This is a genomic window from Candidatus Saccharibacteria bacterium oral taxon 488, assembly GCA_005697215.1.
Lineage (GTDB): Bacteria > Patescibacteriota > Saccharimonadia > Saccharimonadales > Saccharimonadaceae > Nanosynbacter.
This window is the reverse complement of record CP040003.1, coordinates 496,676-512,754: the sequence shown is the minus strand read 5'-3', so window position 1 is coordinate 512,754 and position 16,079 is coordinate 496,676. Positions and strand designations below refer to the sequence as shown.

Below are 16,079 nucleotides of genomic sequence, written 5' to 3'. Positions count from 1 at the left end.
AGATAAGTATGTATTCAGGAACCACATTTCACACCAAATCAGGCAATCTGATGGGTGTTCATCAAAAAATTGATCGGGTCGCGCGGCGGCACATCGTGCAGCTGTTGCCGTCGTGGTGTAACTTTCCGTCGAGCAGGCAGATTTTGCATTTCGAGGGTAATAATGGACCTGATGGTATCAAGCGGAAAAGTCCGGCCGTTGATGAGCCGTGGCATTTCATTGACCCGCACGATCCAAATGACGTAGCACTCCTCGAGATGGTTGATCAACATATTGCTAATCTGGCAGCGGCGCTCAGTGCTGACAACTGTGAGCGAGCGGCGTTTGAGGCAGCATGGATGGCACACGCGATCACTGATGGCTTGACGCCGCCACACCATTTTCCGCTGGAGGAGAAATTGGCTCAGCTGCGCGGTGAGGGTATGGAGACCCGTAATTCGCTGATCAAAAAGAGCCTCATGCCGGGCGAAACGGTGCTCAAAACCCTGCGCAATAACTGGGAATTTTGGGGCGCAAAGGGCGTGATGACTATGCACCTGGCGTTCGAGGCGGGCGTCGCTAGCGTGGTGGCCTACCAACGATTTGCCACTGGCCTGCCGCAGCAGCGCGACATTGAGGAGGTACGCCAGGCGGGCTTTCGGGCGTTTTATCTCGGCTGCGTTCACGAGGTGGCGGATATGGCCATGTATGAAAAGTTTGCCAAGACTGGCTGGACGACGGAGCTGGCGCGGCAGACCAATCGTCAACTGATGCCGCTGATTATTCGTGCGGTGGTGCTGGGCTGGCTGAGTGCGGTGTGGCTGGCCGAGGAGCAGCGTGCGCGTTAAGCTTATCGCTGGCGAATTTGGCGGACGATTCATCCAAGCCCCGCCAGGCTCAACAACGCATCCCATGGGCGAGCGAGTCCGTTCGGCGATGTTCAATTCACTGGGCGAAACCGTGCGTGGCGCGCGGGTACTGGATACTTTTGCTGGCTCCGGTGCGATTGGTTTGGAAGCGCTCAGCCGCGGCGCCGAGTCGGCGGTTTTTGTGGAGCGAGACCGCGTTGCCCAGCGGGTGATTGCTGAAAATATTAGCACCGTGGGTGCCAGCGAAAATGCTATTGTAATAAAAACAACGGTATCAAATTGGCTGGAAAGCATGAGCGTAACAGAGGAGTTTGATATTATTTTTGCCGATCCGCCATACCACAACCCGCAGTTTTCCACAGTCTCGCGACTAATGGGACTTCTCAAACCGGGTGGACATATGGTATTATCACACTCAGGAATAGGTGAGGTGCCAATTCAGAACGGAATTGTTGTGGTGGACAATCGTAGTTATGGGGGTGCGCACCTCACTTACTTCCGTAAGGAGATAAGTGGCTGACGCCAGTGAGGTGACGATGGAGAAACGGCGAGACGAACACAATCACTCGGCTCTTCGCCCTGAACCCCTACCGTTATGGACGAAAATGGCGGACGTAGCAATGCGGCCGCTGATGTTTATGTTGGGCGGTTTTCGCCGAGACAGTATGCAGGAGACCCACCCGTGGCATTGCCAGCGTGATATTGATCCATCGCTGATAGATCCAGCGCTGACGGTGACGACGAATGGTGAGACAGACGAGCTACTGCCGGGCCGCTTTTCATTTCTTTTTCATGCGCCAGGGCTCGTTGGTTGGCGGCATTATTGCGTGCTGCGGGCTAAGCCGCCGTTTCATATTGGCTGGATAGTGCGTGAACGTGGGAGTGGCCAGGTAAAGCAGTCGATAGTCCATCGTCTGCCAATCAATGATCAATACGTGCGAATGTTGAGCGGGCCGGCACACCTAGAGACAGAGTTTTTTGCGGTACATCCTGATGGAACGCAGATCGGACTGGAGATTATAGACACTGGCGTGCTCGGTGATAATAACTATCCAAAGATACGATTATTATAAGGAGGAGGCGAGTATGAAAGAGCAATTTGACAGTGAAGCGCCACTACGGCCACTCCCATACGGTTTGCTAAAACGAATGGCGGACGTAGCGATATCGCCACTGCGGCTGCTGGCGGCTGGAGGGCGTGCACATGATATTAATCATTCCAGCCCATGGTCATGTCACGAAGTTGACCCGGATGCTATTGATCCGGAGAAAGCACTTATCATGCCAGAGGCCGAGGAAGAGGTGCCAGATAAAGGGACGCCACGATTTCAGATGCCAGTTGCTGGCGGCTGGTATGAATATGGGGTGCTGCAGCCTCAGTTTGAGGGTAGTGGTGATGAGCTTGATAAGTTGCTATTCTATATCGGCTGGGTGTCGGTGGCTGGTAAGGCTGAGTTAAATGATCGGCCAATTGAGGGGGCGGTACGAGTGCTGCGTGGCCCGGATCCAACCGCGTTCTTTGCGGTCAATGGCTTGGGTCAGCAGTTGAGGTTGAAGTGTATCGGTGCAGGGCGGCTCGGCCCAAATGGACTCAATAGATATGTTGCGTCGTGGGCGCAGCTGTATTAGCAGGGGATTGTTGGCGGGGTGACAGGTCTAGCCTTGGTGAAAGCACGGTAATTAACTGATTAGTTTGTCAATCGCCTTGGCAACCTCGGCATCGGTAAAGTTGATAGTCGACTTTTTCTTAATGAACAGTCTCAGGCTACGAATAACATCGGGTGACTTAATAGCCTTTCTCATGTTGTCTTCGGTTAGCGCATCAAAACGCTTCCAGTATTTATCTAAATCACCTCTGAGCACAGATTTCTTGGTGAGGTTCACTAGGTGCTTTGCTGCAGTTCTAATTGTTGATAAATTGGTTAAGTCATAGGCAAAAATACGCTGTGAGCGAATCGGCTTTTCAAAGATAACACGGTGAAGCTCGACGCAGCGACCATTAGTTAAGATCACCCAGTCAACACCTTCGTTTGAGGCATAGTCAACAGCCTGTTTGAGGTGGCGCTCATTGAGGTCAATAGAGGTGGCCTTTGCTTCAACAATAAAATGAATTTTCTTATTTAACTGCACAACGTAGTCAACATATGTACCACGAATCATATGTTCTGTTTTAATCTCGTCAATGAGAGTATATCCAAGCACCATACTGAGCAGGCTATTGACCATCAGGCGTGCCGTTGACTCATCAGCATTGAGGTTTTCTTTCTTTGTTAAATATTTTTTACGATACTCACGCAAAGCCTTTTCACAAGCTTTTTCCTGGAAGTCTGTAGCCATAGTTACCCTTCGTTATTAACTAACTTGCAGATATTGTAGAACAGTATACTCAAACTGTAAAGACATAAGCAATAGTTACCTATTATTCTGTGGCAATAATAAAACCCCACAATATTTCTGAATTGTTAGCTGCTGATTATTGTCGATGGTAGAGCAGTAGGGGTGGGTTGAGGCGATGATTTTGGTATGTTCTGGGATAAAAAAATGCTGTGGTGCATCAGCGAAGTTAATATAAATATAAGCCCACTCGCTGCCTAGCTCTCGTTTGATACCGAGGACAAATCCATTACCGGTGTTAATCACTTTAAGCGTGCCGTGCTGCAACACTGGCATACTCCGCCGCAGGTGAAGCAGCCGTCGGTGCAGATGTAGGAGCGAGTCAGGGTGCATGGCCTGTGTCAGGACGTTGGTTCTTATCGCGTTGGCGTGAACGGGCAGCCACGGTTGTACGCTTGAGAATCCAGCGAACTGCGTATCGTCCCATTGCATCGGCGTGCGCTCCAGGTCGCGGCTGTCGATGGCGGAATTGGCGGGACTGAAATTATCCTGAATGTCATCAGCGGTCAGCTCGCCATTGGTTATGCCAATCTCATCACCATAGTACATTACGCTAATACCCGGTGTGAGCAGATTGAGAAAGTGCAAAGCCCGCGCTCGTTCCGCCCCGAGCCGCGAGGCAATGCGCGGCTGATCGTGATTGCCAACGCAGAAAAACGGTTTGGCCGAACCTGCCGCTCGCAGATAATTCTCAATCTTCTGCCCGGTATGCTCCGCATGCCACTCGTCCTGGCGATACTCCATGAAAAATGCCGACGCCTTTGGATGGGCGGTCAGCACTTGGCGGTACTGCTGGTAAATATCGCCCAACTTCTCGTCCGGATAAAATTCAAACACCATCTGCTTATCGTCATATTCATCACAAACCGCCGCCAGCTCACGCAGGTATTCTTGAAAATGCGGCCCCATTTTACAGTGGTCGTGGATGAACGCACCGTAAGCTTTTGGGTCGCCAGAAAAATCAGGATTTGGCGAATCATTGCCAAATTCCGGATCTTTAGAAATGCCCCAAATCGCGTCAACCCGCATGCCGTCCACGCCCATATCAAACCAAAATCGCACCACGTTTTTTATCTCATCGCGAACCGCAGGATTATCCCAATTCAAATCCGGCTGTGTCTTCAGGAATGAGTGGAGATAAAATTGACCGGTTTGCTCATCAAACTCCCATGAACTGCCGCCAGATAAACTTCGCCAATTATTTGGCTCATTGCCGTCTCGCCCGTTACGCCAGACATAATAATCACGCTTGGGATTGTCGCGCGATGACCGCGCTTCCTGAAACCACGAATGTTGATCAGACGTGTGGCAGGGAACGAGATCGATCATGACTTTGATATCGAGGATATGAGCTTTTTCTAATAGCGCCCGAAAATCATCCAGCCCGCCAAATGTCGGATCAATCGCTCGGTAGTCAGCGATATCATAGCCAAAATCAGTCAGCGGCGAGGTAAAAAACGGTGAAATCCAAATCCCGTCAACGCCCAGCCACGCCAAATAATCCAGCTTCTCGGTAATGCCATTCAAATCGCCAATCCCATCGCCATTGGTATCCCGAAAACTACGCGGATAAATCTGATACAAAGAAGCAACATCTTGCCAAGTTTTCATGATTTAAGTATAAGCGAGATGAGAGCAAAATGCCAGTTTTTAGTCGATGACACGAAGGCTATTGACATTTTTACTTTACTTTGGTAAACTAAAAATATGAATGGCAAGAACGATATTTGGAAAGATGAACAGTCGCGTCAGCTGGCGGATGTTCTTGCTAGTATAAGTGACCCTAATGAAATGCGGGCGTTTCTTCGCGATGTCATGACTCAGAAGGAGATTATTGAAGTTGGCGCGCGCCTACAAGCTGCCAAAATGTTATCAAAAGGCGAAAAATACGCTGACGTCATTGCAGCGACGAAGCTCAGTAGCCGTACGGTTGCTCGGATTAGCGACTGGATGCAAAACGGTACTGGCGGCTATAAAAACGTCTTTAAGCATCATTCGCACGTTTGGCCAGCTCGCGCTGAGTAGTTTGCGAATAAATCCAAATAAATGCCGGCGCGACGCTGGCGTTTTGATTTTTTGACAGTTAATTTAGTTAATTTTGGAGATATTTATGAGTGAAATAAGAACAGCGAGGTTCGCTGCGCCAGATGAGGCGAGGGAGAAGTATGACGCGATTATTCCCGCGTATCAAGCGGCGTTCGCGGCAGAACCTTGGTATGAAGTAAGTAAATGCGGCGGCTGCTCGTCGGGTTATTCTCGTCAAAATCCTGGTGATATATGTCAAGCTTGCGGCAGCGCGACTGGCGACGAAGCCTATACAGAACAGGAATTGACCGAGAAATTTAATGCTATCGGCGAGACGCGCCCAACATGTTGGTATATCGAGGAGACGCCAGCGGGACTGGCATTGGCGGCGGTCGCTTGGACGGCTAATCCAGCGCAGATTGCGGCGGAAAAATACCCTGGGTCGCTAGAAATGGCAGCGTGGCTTAAGCGTAAGTACGCGCCAACCGCTGCTCCTAACCCAGAGATATTATGGCTGGATGAAGTTTTCGCCGACCGCCAAGTCTCGAGACGTAATAATCTAGTAAATTTTCGCCCAATGATATACGGGTTTTCCAATCGCCTAGATCAGATGAAGGTAGCTTATCGGACTATTGCGCCGGCAATGACGCGCGCAGCCATGAGGGATTTTGGCGATGATGCGACCATTGATAAAGCCAAATCTGATGTTCCTGATTGGCGGAATTTTGTATCAATTGATTTATCTCGGTAAAAAATAATATATAAGGAGGATAAGAATATGAAAATATTAGTAATCGGCGGCATGCACGGGAATGAAATGCTGGGCATTGATTTGGTCAAGAGTTTACAGGAAAATCCGCTGGAAAATATTGACAGTGTACTGGCGAATGAGGAGGCAATAAAAAGAAATAAGCGGTTCATCGAACAAGACTTGAACCGGTCATTTCCTGGCGTGAAATCAAGCGGCATATACGAGCAATGGCGTCCGATTGAGCTATTGGAAATGTGCAAGGAGTATGATATTGCGCTTGACTTTCACAATACGTTTTGTCCGGATAATGATTGTACGTTTGTCGGGGAGGGTGCAAATGAGGAGCTGCTGGCCGCGTCGTGGCTGCTAGGTTTGCCTCGGGTGATTGTGGCAGATTATGATTGCATAAATAAGTATGCGCTTAATTGCGTATCGATAGAAATTAGTGTTCAGAGCAGGCTGAACGATGTGAAAGTCTGGCGCCAGAAGCTGCAAATGCTTGCTGAAAAGGAAATTGCTGATTGCCGGGCGGTCTCAGGGGTGGAGAAGTTTCGCTTTGTATATCGGATAACCCTGGAGGATAAAACAAGGTTAAACCTTGATCAGGCAAACCTAAGAGCATTCCAGCCGATTGACCAGAATTTGGCAGAAAAGATGGGAGTAAAAACTCCGGCCTATCCGATCTTTATCAATGACAAATTCACGCCGTATAATTATGGAGGGCTATTGAACAGGATTGATAGCTAGACTATTTTTGTGATTGCTACGACGGATTGATTGTAAGCTTAAATTATTTGTTCTGTTCTTGTTTATTTTGCTTCTTAATAATCTTGTCAATTTGACCGTCCGGCAGTTTCAGAAAATTAAGCAGTAAGCTCTGCGGTGCACGCTCGACTATGGCCTTTTCTTCGTATTCTGGGATTGGACTTGCAGAGATAATTATCTTATCTGCTCGCCGTAGTGTACGGTTGTCTATTTCACGAACAAAGTTATAATCTATTTCTTTGTATCCAGTGATGCCGCACCTATTACCGAACAGTGCTATTTTTGGAGTGAGTGGAACTATACATTCGGCTGTTTTATGCCAATGATTAAGTCCGAACGGAGAGTTGTCTTTAGTAAAATCAGTAACTGTTACGGGGTGATCTGATGTTATAAATTCAATGTCAACAGTATCTGATGGTCTTAGAAAACAAAAATCCAATGGTCCCCATTTATTTACGTCTAAAGATACGAGTATTGATTCGAGAAAAAATATTTCCTCCATCATTTCTATCTTTTTACTCCACCTATCAGCTGCATCTGGTGCGTTATGTCCTAATGATATTGCACGACCCATTTCATTAAGTTGATTCAGGAAATTATTTAGATGGTTCTGCTGTTTAATTGTGCGGCTTTCTAGTGTGCTTATATATAAAGCTACTTTTTCATGATCTTCTCTGCTAAGTCGCTTACTCTTTTTGATTTTATTATCTAGTATCTTTCCATAGTCTCCTTCTATTTGAGCTAAAACATTCTCAACGGCATTGGTCGGCAGAAGTGGCATTTCATATAGATTATTTTTTACAGCAACATTGATAGGTGCTATGTCTTTTTGTTCAGCAGTTTGTATAAACTTAGCACGGCCATTATTTCCAAGCCAATAAGTCTTGACCTTGCCGTCAACGGTGAAGTTTTGCAAATAAGAACTACGAGGTAGCCAATGCTGTCGTTTTGTTGGTTGCTTTTTTATCTGTTGGTTGCTCATATACTATTACGGCTAATCGCATACTATAATTAATTAAGAACAAATAAGGGTTATATCCAGGAAAATCAAAAAGACCCTCCAGGCGCTGAAAAGTCTTATATGGTGCGGGTAAGGAGACTCTAACTCCTGGCCTCTTCCATGGCAAGGAAGCGCTCTAACAACTGAGCTAAACCCGCATAACGTTTGTTATGCATCGTAGATAAGGTATCAAGTTCTGTGAGCTTATCTAACATTTATGATGCAATGTACGTGTCTTTCGACTGTGTACCTAGTATAGCAAACAAAGCTGCTTATGTCAATAAGCAGCGGCTGTTTTATGTAATTGCCCCTTATGTTTCGCCGTGGGCGCGGTCGTAGATGGCTCGTAATTGCGGATTTGTGTAGTGCGTGTAGACCTTGGTTGTATTTAGATCAGCATGTCCCATAAGGTCACCAATGTAGCGTAAATCTACGCGCCTATTCAACATCTTAGTAGCAAAGCTGTGGCGTAGTGCGTGAGGTCTAATGCCGACAAATTGTCCGCCAGAACGCGCGCATGCTGCCTCAAACGCATTACGGACGTTGCCTGGTGTCATTCTCTTTTCGGTTTGGTATGAAATGAATAATGCTGGGCTATTGTCTGTACGAATATTTAGATAATCTGCGATACATTTTTCAGTCTGAGAATCAATAAAACATATCCGTGAGTCTCGGCTTTTACCAACGATAGTGAACTGGCGGTTTTTGATTGAATTACGATTTAGAGAGCACACCTCACTAACGCGTATGCCTGATGAGAATATTAGTCTGCCGATGGCAACATTACGCAGCCTATTAGCATTACAGTAGCCGCGCCGCTTCATGGCTAAGATGGAAATAAACTCTTCAACTTCATCTTCTGTCGGAATGTCTAGGGTGCGTTTTTCGCGCTTAGGTATCTTAATGTCTTCGGTGTCGAATAATAGCTGGCGACCCTTGCGCTGGCAGTATTTGAAAAAACACTTGAGGCAAACTATATAGCCTCTGACAGTATCTGGCTTCTGGTATGAGTAGAGCATCTCACGCCATTTTCTGGTATCTTCTAGAGATACGGAATCGATAGGTTTGTTCCCTAAGAAATTGATCAGTAGCCTGCAAAAGCACTGGTAACGCTCTATGGTTTTGCTACTCCTGTCGCATAATATGACTTCGTCTCGCAAAAAGTCACTAAAACAATCTGAAATATTATTCATCATGAAAAACTCCACTGGTCTCTTTATAAAGATCGTTATAATGAAAGATTTACTAAAATAGTTCTTTATAGAGCTGTTTATTGGCTAAAAAATATAAAAATCATGCTTAATACCCACCTTTCTTAAAAAATAATACAAGAATCGGTTAGGATTCAGTGCGACAAAGTCTTATTATTTGAAAATATAAGCATTTTGTTATATAAAAACAGAGGTCAGACAGCAAGAAACACACGGTCGTCGCCGTGTTAGAGAAGAGAATCAACCAGCTCTATAGCAGTAAATTACCAGCTATAGACTTACGCTGCTTTTTAATTTCAGTTAGCTTCAATAGTCCAGCTGGATTTATCCGCTTCAACTGTTTAGCCACTTTGGCGTCATGAACCTCCTTAGCGTGTTTAGCTATTCGCCGTGCGATGTATTTAGCCAGCATCTTCACAGAGGCTATCATGTTTTCGCACGACCATACTTTAGCTAGCCATCGCTTTGGGTCTTTCTTGCGTGCAGCTTGAATCAGGCTCTCTTCGAACTCTTTGGGATAGCGTATCTGCCGGTTTCGAAACATAGGTAGGTACGCGTCGTTTGTTATTAAATCTGATGCTTTGCCAAGTCTCTTGCGCAGGGTCTTGACACGAGGATCAGAATCCTTATTACCGTCCACTAATTACCCTCAAAACTTTTACTATTTTAGTGTCGGGACAAATGAAAACCCCGCACCAAAATATGGTGGCGAGGTTCAACTAATGGGTTTAGCTTACTACCACCATAGCAGACGATTGCGAGAATAATCAACATTTTGTGAAAAAATGTCAAAAAACCGCCTCCGAGCTTTCGAGGCGGTTTTAACTCAACTATAAAGAATCACTTTACAGTTCAACGTTTCTCAGTGCCATACACACCGCGAGCTTCACGCTCAGCTTTGCGATTAGCCAGCCACATGATAGCTTCCTCGATTTTTGTAAGAGCCACACTGTTTTCGCGGCACGGCAACTCTCGATTGTAGCCTGCTAATTTTGCGTAAGCGACAATAAGCAAATCCTCGATAAATACGCCATTACGTTCTGTAGTAGCTGTGCCGCCAGTTTGAAACTTGATTTTCAGTACCTCTTTGCCGCCGATATTAAGAGAAACTTCATCGCCTGGTGTGCCGCGATTCAGTTCGTTATGCAATTCTTCTAGCGCGTTGTATTTGGTAGTTTCCATTATTTTGACTCCTTCTTTACTTATTTATAACTTGCCCTGGATAAATCAATCCGCGGTTAGCAATTCCATTTCGCTCAGCCAGCCGCTGTGTATAGCCAGAATTACCGAACAGATTGCCTGTACCGTTATACCAGCCGTTCCGCAAAGCAATATGTCCGAGCGTATCACCGCGACGCACAACGTAACCACTCGTGTTGTTAGCTACATAATTCTGACGCGGTGCAACTACTTGCGGTGCTTGTGCTGCTACGCGTGAATTTACTACTGCCTGTACTTCGGCTGGATTATAGCCAGCGGCTTGCAACCGTGCTACGCGGTCAGCACCACTGCCGTACACGCCTTTTAATACATCAGCCACCACTTGATCGTTTACTGCTTTTGAATTGGCTGCTGGAGCGGCTGGCGCGCTAGCAGTGCCGTTCCAGATGTTTGGTCGATAGTAACCGATAATAGAGTTGCGGTAGCCGCCTAAGTCCATCAGATTAAATGCATTGCCGACATAGATATTGCCCGAGCCTTGGTTCTGTCCGAAAAACCTACCCTGATAATACATAGCGACGTGCCCATACTGTCCACCACCGAATATTGCCCAGTCGCCGTCTTTCATACCAGCTTGCCCGCCATGCCACGTAAAGCCAAGCGCTTGAATTTCACCTACCTGATTAGCATAGCCGCTTGCGCCACCGGTGCGGGTAGCCACCACACGCCCTGAGAGACTAAACATAAACTGCTTAAATCCTGCTACGCACTGTAGTCCGTAGCCCTCATTAAATCCGCGGCCATTCATAGCATTGACAAACGCCGTAGGACTGGATAGGTCGGTCTTGTAATAAACGCCAGAGCCAAACTGTGCTAATTCTTTGTCCTTTGGTTCGCAGCCGCTGCCTTTGTCTTGTGGCGCATCGAAGCCAAGCGTGCTTGCGATAGCCGCGTCAGTCGAAGCTTTGACCTTACAGTGCGCCTGTTCAATTGCCTCGCTGTATTTTGGCGCTTTTCTGTCAAACGTGCGCGTGCCGTCGTCGTTCTGATGTGCTAGTGTTGCCATCGTGCCAATCACAGCAATCACCGCGAGAACAATGACCGACGCCAAATGACGCTTAATAAATGCTATTACTCGTTTCATTTTTCGCTCCTTTCGTTCTTGATTTTTTCAGCCGTGCTACCGAAGAAATACATATTTACCAAAGAAATTGTACCCGTGATTGACGAGAATATTTGCTTTGCTAAAGGGGAGAATCCCCATGTATCTCCTTGAAACAGCACGAACGCCGCGAAGAATGACAATATGCCCATTGCCAGTGATATTTTTTGATTGGTGGATTTGTCGAACTTCATTGTAGTCCTCCTTTGTCGTTATTGTTGCTTCGAAAAATCAGGTAGAGAATAAGCGAGATTGTGGTTAGTGATATCAGTGTGGCGATTACGGTCATTTCTTTGCCTCCGCCTCTAGCCGCGAATTGACGTAGTGATTAGTCTTATTGATCTCGTCTTGGGTCTTCTGTATTTGAGTAGTTATCTGGCTATTGTAAAGGTAGAATAATATTGCTGCGATGATAATCTTACCGATTTCCTGGACCATTGCGTCATTGAACCATCTACCGAGCTTTCCGGTGAACGTAGCAGCATTGACGTTATTTTGTCCTTCCAGAGTATTTAGACGATTATCGTAACTCTCTTTCATGGCGGAGACGAGAGTGGCTAGTTCATGGTGTTCAGAACGGCTAACATTATCTTGGCTGGCAAGCGTGCGTTTTATCTCGTCAACAGCCTCTTTGACATGCTTTACGTCTGATTTCATTTCGCCAAATTCTGTTAAGTCTATTTCTTTCATTTGCTATCCTTTGCCAAAATAAAAGACTGCCGCTGATCACCATTAGATCAAATTGGCAGTCTCTACATTGTAGCTAACTGATTGTATTATATATTGTGAGGCGTGATTTTATCAATAAAACAGACAAAATCGTGCAACATCGATTTTAAGACACTATTCGCGAGTAAAACAAATGGTGATATTGTTACCGTTGGTAATCTTATGATTCAGGCAGGCTGGACGCAGTTTTTAGGCAATAACCGGAATACTATAGAGGTGCCGATTGCGTTTCCTAAGCAATTCAAAAAAATATTTTCAATCACCGCATCGTTCAATGGATATAAGAATGGAGAGAGAGCTGGTAATATAGCAGAGTTAAATATCCCCGTGCGCACCGGTAATGCAATTGAGCCAACCAGCATAACAAATGATGGATGTAAGCTGATGGCGACTTCTCAAGGAAATTTTGGTTCAGCCTGGCACGGTGTTTCGTGGATAGCTGTAGGCGAAATCTAGAAAAGTGCAACCAGCCGCATCGAGAATCTACTGTGTGTTGATGGCCCGCCATAGTCGCGGTTTTCAGAACAATGCGCCCGCACATCAATGATATCGCCCTTTTTAAGAAGCACATCAAATGTATGAGACAAGCGCAATAAGGTCAAGCCGTTGCCGCTACCAGCCACTCGTGTCATTTCCTCTAACAGTTTACCGTTCTTATACACCATAACAGTAGCGGTAGTTGCCGAGTTATATCCAGCTGATGTTACAGCTGCTTTAGCAGAGATTGTATAAATACCGTCTACTGGCACAGTGGATTGATGAGTGCTCTTATCAAACATCTTCACAGTATCGTATTCTACTTCATTATAGTTCACTATTGAGACGCCTCCCCCTGGGAGGCTATCCCACTTTGAGGTGGTAGCGGCAAACATAGGCATAGTCTTAAAATCGATGTTGTCTGACGCAACCTTACTTACCGAAGTTTTGCCTTCTTCTCCCACCATAAGCACACCCTTTTTAGTACCTCCGTTGATAGAATCGAGAGGTATAGATTTTTCTTTTGGCTTGCCTTCGGGCGTTAAGATCGATGACATGCCATCAATCAAGTCATTATGCAATACAGACGTCGAGATATTGTATTCAACCACAGCACCTTGCTCATGCGGCATAGCCGGGGCAGTACGCCCTCGAACAGCGTTAGTGCCGTTGTTCCCAGATATCAGGACCGTGACGACTTCCATTTTGTCAGGAGTCTTTTCACCAGCGGCGTCAATTCTATCGATGACAATATCAATGCACGTACTGGTTTCCGCACCTACAGTAGACGACAATGGAATAGTTGTGTCCGTGTCGCTGATTGACGCACTTAATGTTGTAGGCGGTATGTTTGAAGTTTTTCGTAGTTTATCCATTTCATTTTTCCTTTAGTTATTTACTTCTTCCAACTGGCAGGGTCTGGTACTTTCTTTGGTATGACCACAGATGTGATTGTGGCTATACCATAGGAGGCGTTGCTTGATCTGCCGTCTACTCGGTAGTTATTGACCACCTTATTTATTTTCAGTGATTTTTTGGTACTTGGGTCGCTAAAAGTTACGTGTCCTCCTTCTGTATCGTTAAACGCAAAATCGTTGAATTTATCGCTGTTAAATCCGGTCGTTACCATAGCACTAGAGACCGTAATGTCTTTCAGGGTGCGCAAAACACGTTTCTTGCCGGTACCGCTCACCGTAATGGACAATGATCCGCTCACGCGTAGTAGCTCGATGTAGGTCTTCTTCATCTTTGCCCAGCTCATATGCCCCTTATCGAAGTGGAGCAGTCCTGTCCGGAACGTAGACACAAACGGCTCGCCGTCATCGGTTATGTATTTTTCGCTAAACTCGACAATTCGATATTTGCCGTTGTTGTCTGGTGTTGAGCGAAGTCCCATCAATCGCTCGCGTCCGTCACTCGGAGTAAAGGTAATAAGCTTCTTGATACCAATAGTCCACGGACGTATCCATGCCTTCAGCTGCAAGTCCAGTATCCAGATTTCATTATTGACTTTGGATTGGGCGGCCGGTACAGCATCAAATATTTTTCCATCAAAGTGTACACTCGATATTCCGCGGCCATATAGCGGGTTGATACCATCAAAATCTGGGCGAATAGCTAGACTGACCTCTTCAGTACTCAATACGTTCAGCAGGTCAGGTTTAGCGCCAGTGGTATTTTTGCCTCTGGAGCAGGTAAAGAATAGGTTGTTGTCTGCCTCAGTAACTGAGCCAGCGGCGTATGTACCGTAAGAGCCGACAACCCGGGCAATATTAGGTACAATGAACGATGTATTACCAACAGTCATCGAGGTGAGCGTAAGCTGGTTTTGAGAACCCTCGCCAGATGCGGTTGTCATAAACACTACGTTTACTGGTTCACCACGTCCATCACGATAGCTGCGGACGGTGATTGGTATTTCACCAGTACCTTTGTTTATCTCGACCCACCCGCCGCCATAGAAGGCATTGAATGCACTGATATATTTACCAACGCCGCCCCAGTAGACCTTATCGTCTACACCAACGCCAAATATACGGTAGCTTGATCCAGTGATATCACGAAGAACGGGACCGGAAGTAGTGTCGGCTACAGGAGCCTCCACAGCTACGTTTTGCGCGGTACGCCCCAAATCTCGATACGAGTTAGTCGATACCGAGTCAATATACGTTTCGTCATTCGACATGTCGCTGTAGTAGATATTGTAACGGGTAGCTTTTGGTACGGCATCCCAGGTTAATTCCAGGTAGTCCTCAACTTCGCCTGTCTGGCGCCACTGGTTGCGGATACGGCTGGTTTTTACGGAGATTTCAGCTGATGCCATTGTTTCGCCAACCTCATTGACCGCCGAGACTTTATAAAAGTTGGAATAGCTGCCGGTTGCTAGATTCTTAGAATTGGTAACCTTGAGGTTTTTTGGCGTGTCGATACCTTCAAACTTCTTCACCTTATTGTTAGCGATGTCGTAGAACGCCAGAACATCCTTACCATTGACGATGTATACGCAATCGTCCACTTGATAGAACTTTGCTTCATATCCAGGTGTGAGCTTTTCTCCGGTTGCTTCCTGCCATGCTCCGCCGTTTGATCGCTTGACAACGCCGTCTTCCACGATGATAGCCCATTCTTCTAGCCCGCTGGCCGTTGCTAGCATTTTTACGGTGAACTTGTCAAAACCGTCGGGCATTTTGTCTAGAACAGGGAAAAACGTTTTTGTACCCCAACGCGGATACAGCACACCATCCTGCCTTAGCATGTAATTTACGGCAGAACGGAGTGTGTTATTCGGTAGGCGTGCCTCGTCTAGATAGCTGTTAACACCACCGCTAAAATTCGGGATGATAATGTTCTGTGTTTTAGCGCTGCCGCCTGTCATACGTGGGGGAGTTTGTACTGCCATTACCAATCTCCTCCTATCCCAATGTCGCCCTCAAGTCCGCTAAACTGCCCATCAGGAACTAGCTCATTGCGCTGCCGCATATTTGCTAGGAGTATCATGGCGTCACTGTTATATTTCGTGTATAGGTTGGCATCGTCATTTACGAACAGTTCTGCTGTTACGTAGGCTATGGCGAAGTTTGGGTCGCTCATTTCTAGTACATCATCTAGTTTTGTTGGAATAAACGGCTCGCGATAGTATTTAACGATGATAGTTTTGCCAATTTCCTGATCGCTAGATTTTGGTATCCAACCTAGCCGAAGCTTGTGTCCGATTTGTGGATTTCCCAGAATAGTAACAAACTTGCCATCTTCGCCAGTTAGCTGGCTAGGGGACTTTACATATAGAGGCTCTGAGCTGCCCTGTAGGTAGAATCCGCTAGATAGCGAATATCCTTCCGGCAGGTCATACTCGCGCTGTCCAGGTTGAATAGGACCGATATCGCCTACACTAAACAGCTCATTCCATTTAGTAACATTATCCGTTGACCAGCGGCGTACAGCCTTCTGTAGCAGGTTTAGTCGTATTTGCCCGTCCTCATCATTGAGTGCAGGCGCATCCGCTGCTTGTTCGTATGCTACGTGGACACTCTTTAGTATCTCGTTGACTTTCATTCTG

Annotated in this window: 20 protein-coding genes and 1 tRNA gene; 8 read left to right on the top strand and 13 right to left on the bottom strand. The window is 46.4% G+C overall.

The genetic code is table 11. The annotated features are described in order from the left end of the window. Positions 1-8: 8 nt before the first annotated feature. The 4 genes from FBF24_02745 to FBF24_02730 are packed head-to-tail and all read left to right on the top strand — an operon-like array spanning position 9 to position 2,477. Positions 9-827 (top strand): hypothetical protein, encoded by an 819-nt coding sequence (locus FBF24_02745; GenBank protein QCT40794.1) that lies wholly within the window; start codon positions 9-11, stop codon positions 825-827. After that, the gene (gene rsmD / locus FBF24_02740) at positions 790-1,368 is read left to right on the top strand and encodes a 16S rRNA (guanine(966)-N(2))-methyltransferase RsmD (protein QCT40793.1); all 579 of its coding nucleotides are present in this window, start codon (positions 790-792) and stop codon (positions 1,366-1,368) included. The genes FBF24_02745 and rsmD overlap by 38 nt, the downstream gene beginning before the upstream one ends. Continuing rightward, positions 1,361-1,921 (top strand): hypothetical protein, encoded by a 561-nt coding sequence (locus FBF24_02735; GenBank protein QCT40792.1) that lies wholly within the window; start codon positions 1,361-1,363, stop codon positions 1,919-1,921. Before rsmD ends, FBF24_02735 begins: the two co-directional genes overlap by 8 nt. Positions 1,922-1,934: 13 nt before the next feature. Continuing rightward, positions 1,935-2,477 (top strand): hypothetical protein, encoded by a 543-nt coding sequence (locus tag FBF24_02730; protein ID QCT40791.1) that lies wholly within the window; start codon positions 1,935-1,937, stop codon positions 2,475-2,477. Between the two features lie 51 nt (positions 2,478-2,528). Here FBF24_02730 and FBF24_02725 read toward each other — a convergent pair whose 3' ends face one another. Further along, complete coding sequence (locus tag FBF24_02725; GenBank protein ID QCT40790.1) at positions 2,529-3,185, bottom strand: hypothetical protein; 657 nt, start codon at positions 3,183-3,185, stop codon at positions 2,529-2,531. Positions 3,186-3,260: 75 nt separating this feature from the next. Then, positions 3,261-4,853: an alpha-amylase gene (locus tag FBF24_02720; protein ID QCT40789.1), complete on the bottom strand. Its 1,593-nt coding sequence runs from the start codon at positions 4,851-4,853 to the stop codon at positions 3,261-3,263. Positions 4,854-4,949: 96 nt separating this feature from the next. Here FBF24_02720 and FBF24_02715 point away from each other — a divergent pair, with 96 nt between their 5' ends. The 3 genes from FBF24_02715 to FBF24_02705 all read left to right on the top strand — a co-directional run bounded on the left by FBF24_02715 (position 4,950) and on the right by FBF24_02705 (position 6,765). Continuing rightward, positions 4,950-5,267, top strand: a complete 318-nt coding sequence (locus FBF24_02715) for a TrpR YerC/YecD (GenBank protein QCT40788.1) — start codon at positions 4,950-4,952, stop codon at positions 5,265-5,267. Positions 5,268-5,352: 85 nt separating this feature from the next. Next, positions 5,353-6,018: a hypothetical protein gene (locus tag FBF24_02710; GenBank protein QCT40787.1), complete on the top strand. Its 666-nt coding sequence runs from the start codon at positions 5,353-5,355 to the stop codon at positions 6,016-6,018. A gap of 27 nt (positions 6,019-6,045) precedes the next feature. Beyond that, entirely contained in the window at positions 6,046-6,765 is a 720-nt protein-coding gene (locus tag FBF24_02705; protein QCT40786.1) for a hypothetical protein, read from the top strand. Between the two features lie 43 nt (positions 6,766-6,808). On the opposite strand, the gene FBF24_02700 is transcribed toward FBF24_02705, so the two are convergent. From FBF24_02700 to FBF24_02665, 8 genes are all read right to left on the bottom strand, one after another. After that, a complete protein-coding gene (locus tag FBF24_02700) occupies positions 6,809-7,765 on the bottom strand; it encodes a DUF4238 domain-containing protein (protein QCT40785.1) in 957 nt (318 codons plus the stop codon). Positions 7,766-7,865: 100 nt separating this feature from the next. Next, positions 7,866-7,941, bottom strand: a tRNA-Gly gene (locus tag FBF24_02695). 153 nt (positions 7,942-8,094) lie between these two features. Continuing rightward, the gene (locus FBF24_02690; GenBank protein QCT40784.1) at positions 8,095-8,979 is read right to left on the bottom strand and encodes a hypothetical protein; all 885 of its coding nucleotides are present in this window, start codon (positions 8,977-8,979) and stop codon (positions 8,095-8,097) included. Between the two features lie 265 nt (positions 8,980-9,244). After that, positions 9,245-9,424 carry a hypothetical protein gene (locus FBF24_02685; GenBank protein QCT40783.1) on the bottom strand — a complete coding sequence of 60 codons (180 nt, stop codon included), beginning with the start codon at positions 9,422-9,424 and terminating at the stop codon, positions 9,245-9,247. Between the two features lie 422 nt (positions 9,425-9,846). Then, positions 9,847-10,074, bottom strand: coding sequence for a hypothetical protein (locus FBF24_02680; protein QCT41171.1), 228 nt, complete (start codon positions 10,072-10,074; stop codon positions 9,847-9,849). 118 nt (positions 10,075-10,192) lie between these two features. Then, positions 10,193-11,299 carry a LysM peptidoglycan-binding domain-containing protein gene (locus FBF24_02675; GenBank protein ID QCT40782.1) on the bottom strand — a complete coding sequence of 369 codons (1,107 nt, stop codon included), beginning with the start codon at positions 11,297-11,299 and terminating at the stop codon, positions 10,193-10,195. Continuing rightward, positions 11,296-11,511, bottom strand: coding sequence for a hypothetical protein (locus FBF24_02670; GenBank protein ID QCT40781.1), 216 nt, complete (start codon positions 11,509-11,511; stop codon positions 11,296-11,298). The genes FBF24_02675 and FBF24_02670 overlap by 4 nt, the downstream gene beginning before the upstream one ends. 91 nt (positions 11,512-11,602) lie before the next feature. Beyond that, positions 11,603-12,007: a hypothetical protein gene (locus FBF24_02665; GenBank protein QCT40780.1), complete on the bottom strand. Its 405-nt coding sequence runs from the start codon at positions 12,005-12,007 to the stop codon at positions 11,603-11,605. Positions 12,008-12,109: 102 nt separating this feature from the next. Between FBF24_02665 and FBF24_02660 the strand changes: the two genes are divergently transcribed. Further along, positions 12,110-12,502, top strand: a complete 393-nt coding sequence (locus tag FBF24_02660; GenBank protein QCT40779.1) for a hypothetical protein — start codon at positions 12,110-12,112, stop codon at positions 12,500-12,502. Here the strand turns inward: FBF24_02660 and FBF24_02655 are convergent. Genes FBF24_02655 through FBF24_02645 form a run of 3 tightly spaced genes read right to left on the bottom strand, consistent with a single transcriptional unit; the run spans position 12,499 to position 16,075 of the window. Then, a complete protein-coding gene (locus FBF24_02655; GenBank protein QCT40778.1) occupies positions 12,499-13,398 on the bottom strand; it encodes a hypothetical protein in 900 nt (299 codons plus the stop codon). The two genes, FBF24_02660 and FBF24_02655, sit on opposite strands and share 4 nt — an antisense overlap. A 20-nt stretch (positions 13,399-13,418) precedes the next feature. Further along, the gene (locus FBF24_02650) at positions 13,419-15,422 is read right to left on the bottom strand and encodes a hypothetical protein (protein QCT40777.1); all 2,004 of its coding nucleotides are present in this window, start codon (positions 15,420-15,422) and stop codon (positions 13,419-13,421) included. Continuing rightward, on the bottom strand, positions 15,422-16,075 hold the full coding sequence (locus FBF24_02645; protein QCT40776.1) for a hypothetical protein: 654 nt from the start codon (positions 16,073-16,075) through the stop codon (positions 15,422-15,424). Before FBF24_02645 ends, FBF24_02650 begins: the two co-directional genes overlap by 1 nt. Positions 16,076-16,079: the final 4 nt, after the last annotated feature.

What these genes read in the sequence shown, in the direction of transcription:
- FBF24_02745 (QCT40794.1), top strand. Translation starts at nt 9, where the DNA reads ATGTATTCAGGAACCACATTTCACACCAAATCAGGCAATCTGATGGGT.
- FBF24_02730 (QCT40791.1), top strand. Translation starts at nt 1,935, where the DNA reads ATGAAAGAGCAATTTGACAGTGAAGCGCCACTACGGCCACTCCCATAC.
- FBF24_02725 (QCT40790.1), bottom strand. Translation starts at nt 3,185, where the DNA reads ATGGCTACAGACTTCCAGGAAAAAGCTTGTGAAAAGGCTTTGCGTGAG.
- FBF24_02720 (QCT40789.1), bottom strand. Translation starts at nt 4,853, where the DNA reads ATGAAAACTTGGCAAGATGTTGCTTCTTTGTATCAGATTTATCCGCGT.
- FBF24_02715 (QCT40788.1), top strand. Translation starts at nt 4,950, where the DNA reads ATGAATGGCAAGAACGATATTTGGAAAGATGAACAGTCGCGTCAGCTG.
- FBF24_02710 (QCT40787.1), top strand. Translation starts at nt 5,353, where the DNA reads ATGAGTGAAATAAGAACAGCGAGGTTCGCTGCGCCAGATGAGGCGAGG.
- FBF24_02705 (QCT40786.1), top strand. Translation starts at nt 6,046, where the DNA reads ATGAAAATATTAGTAATCGGCGGCATGCACGGGAATGAAATGCTGGGC.
- FBF24_02700 (QCT40785.1), bottom strand. Translation starts at nt 7,765, where the DNA reads ATGAGCAACCAACAGATAAAAAAGCAACCAACAAAACGACAGCATTGG.
- FBF24_02690 (QCT40784.1), bottom strand. Translation starts at nt 8,979, where the DNA reads ATGATGAATAATATTTCAGATTGTTTTAGTGACTTTTTGCGAGACGAA.
- FBF24_02685 (QCT40783.1), bottom strand. Translation starts at nt 9,424, where the DNA reads ATGATAGCCTCTGTGAAGATGCTGGCTAAATACATCGCACGGCGAATA.
- FBF24_02675 (QCT40782.1), bottom strand. Translation starts at nt 11,299, where the DNA reads ATGAAACGAGTAATAGCATTTATTAAGCGTCATTTGGCGTCGGTCATT.
- FBF24_02670 (QCT40781.1), bottom strand. Translation starts at nt 11,511, where the DNA reads ATGAAGTTCGACAAATCCACCAATCAAAAAATATCACTGGCAATGGGC.
- FBF24_02665 (QCT40780.1), bottom strand. Translation starts at nt 12,007, where the DNA reads ATGAAAGAAATAGACTTAACAGAATTTGGCGAAATGAAATCAGACGTA.
- FBF24_02655 (QCT40778.1), bottom strand. Translation starts at nt 13,398, where the DNA reads ATGGATAAACTACGAAAAACTTCAAACATACCGCCTACAACATTAAGT.
- FBF24_02650 (QCT40777.1), bottom strand. Translation starts at nt 15,422, where the DNA reads ATGGCAGTACAAACTCCCCCACGTATGACAGGCGGCAGCGCTAAAACA.
- FBF24_02645 (QCT40776.1), bottom strand. Translation starts at nt 16,075, where the DNA reads ATGAAAGTCAACGAGATACTAAAGAGTGTCCACGTAGCATACGAACAA.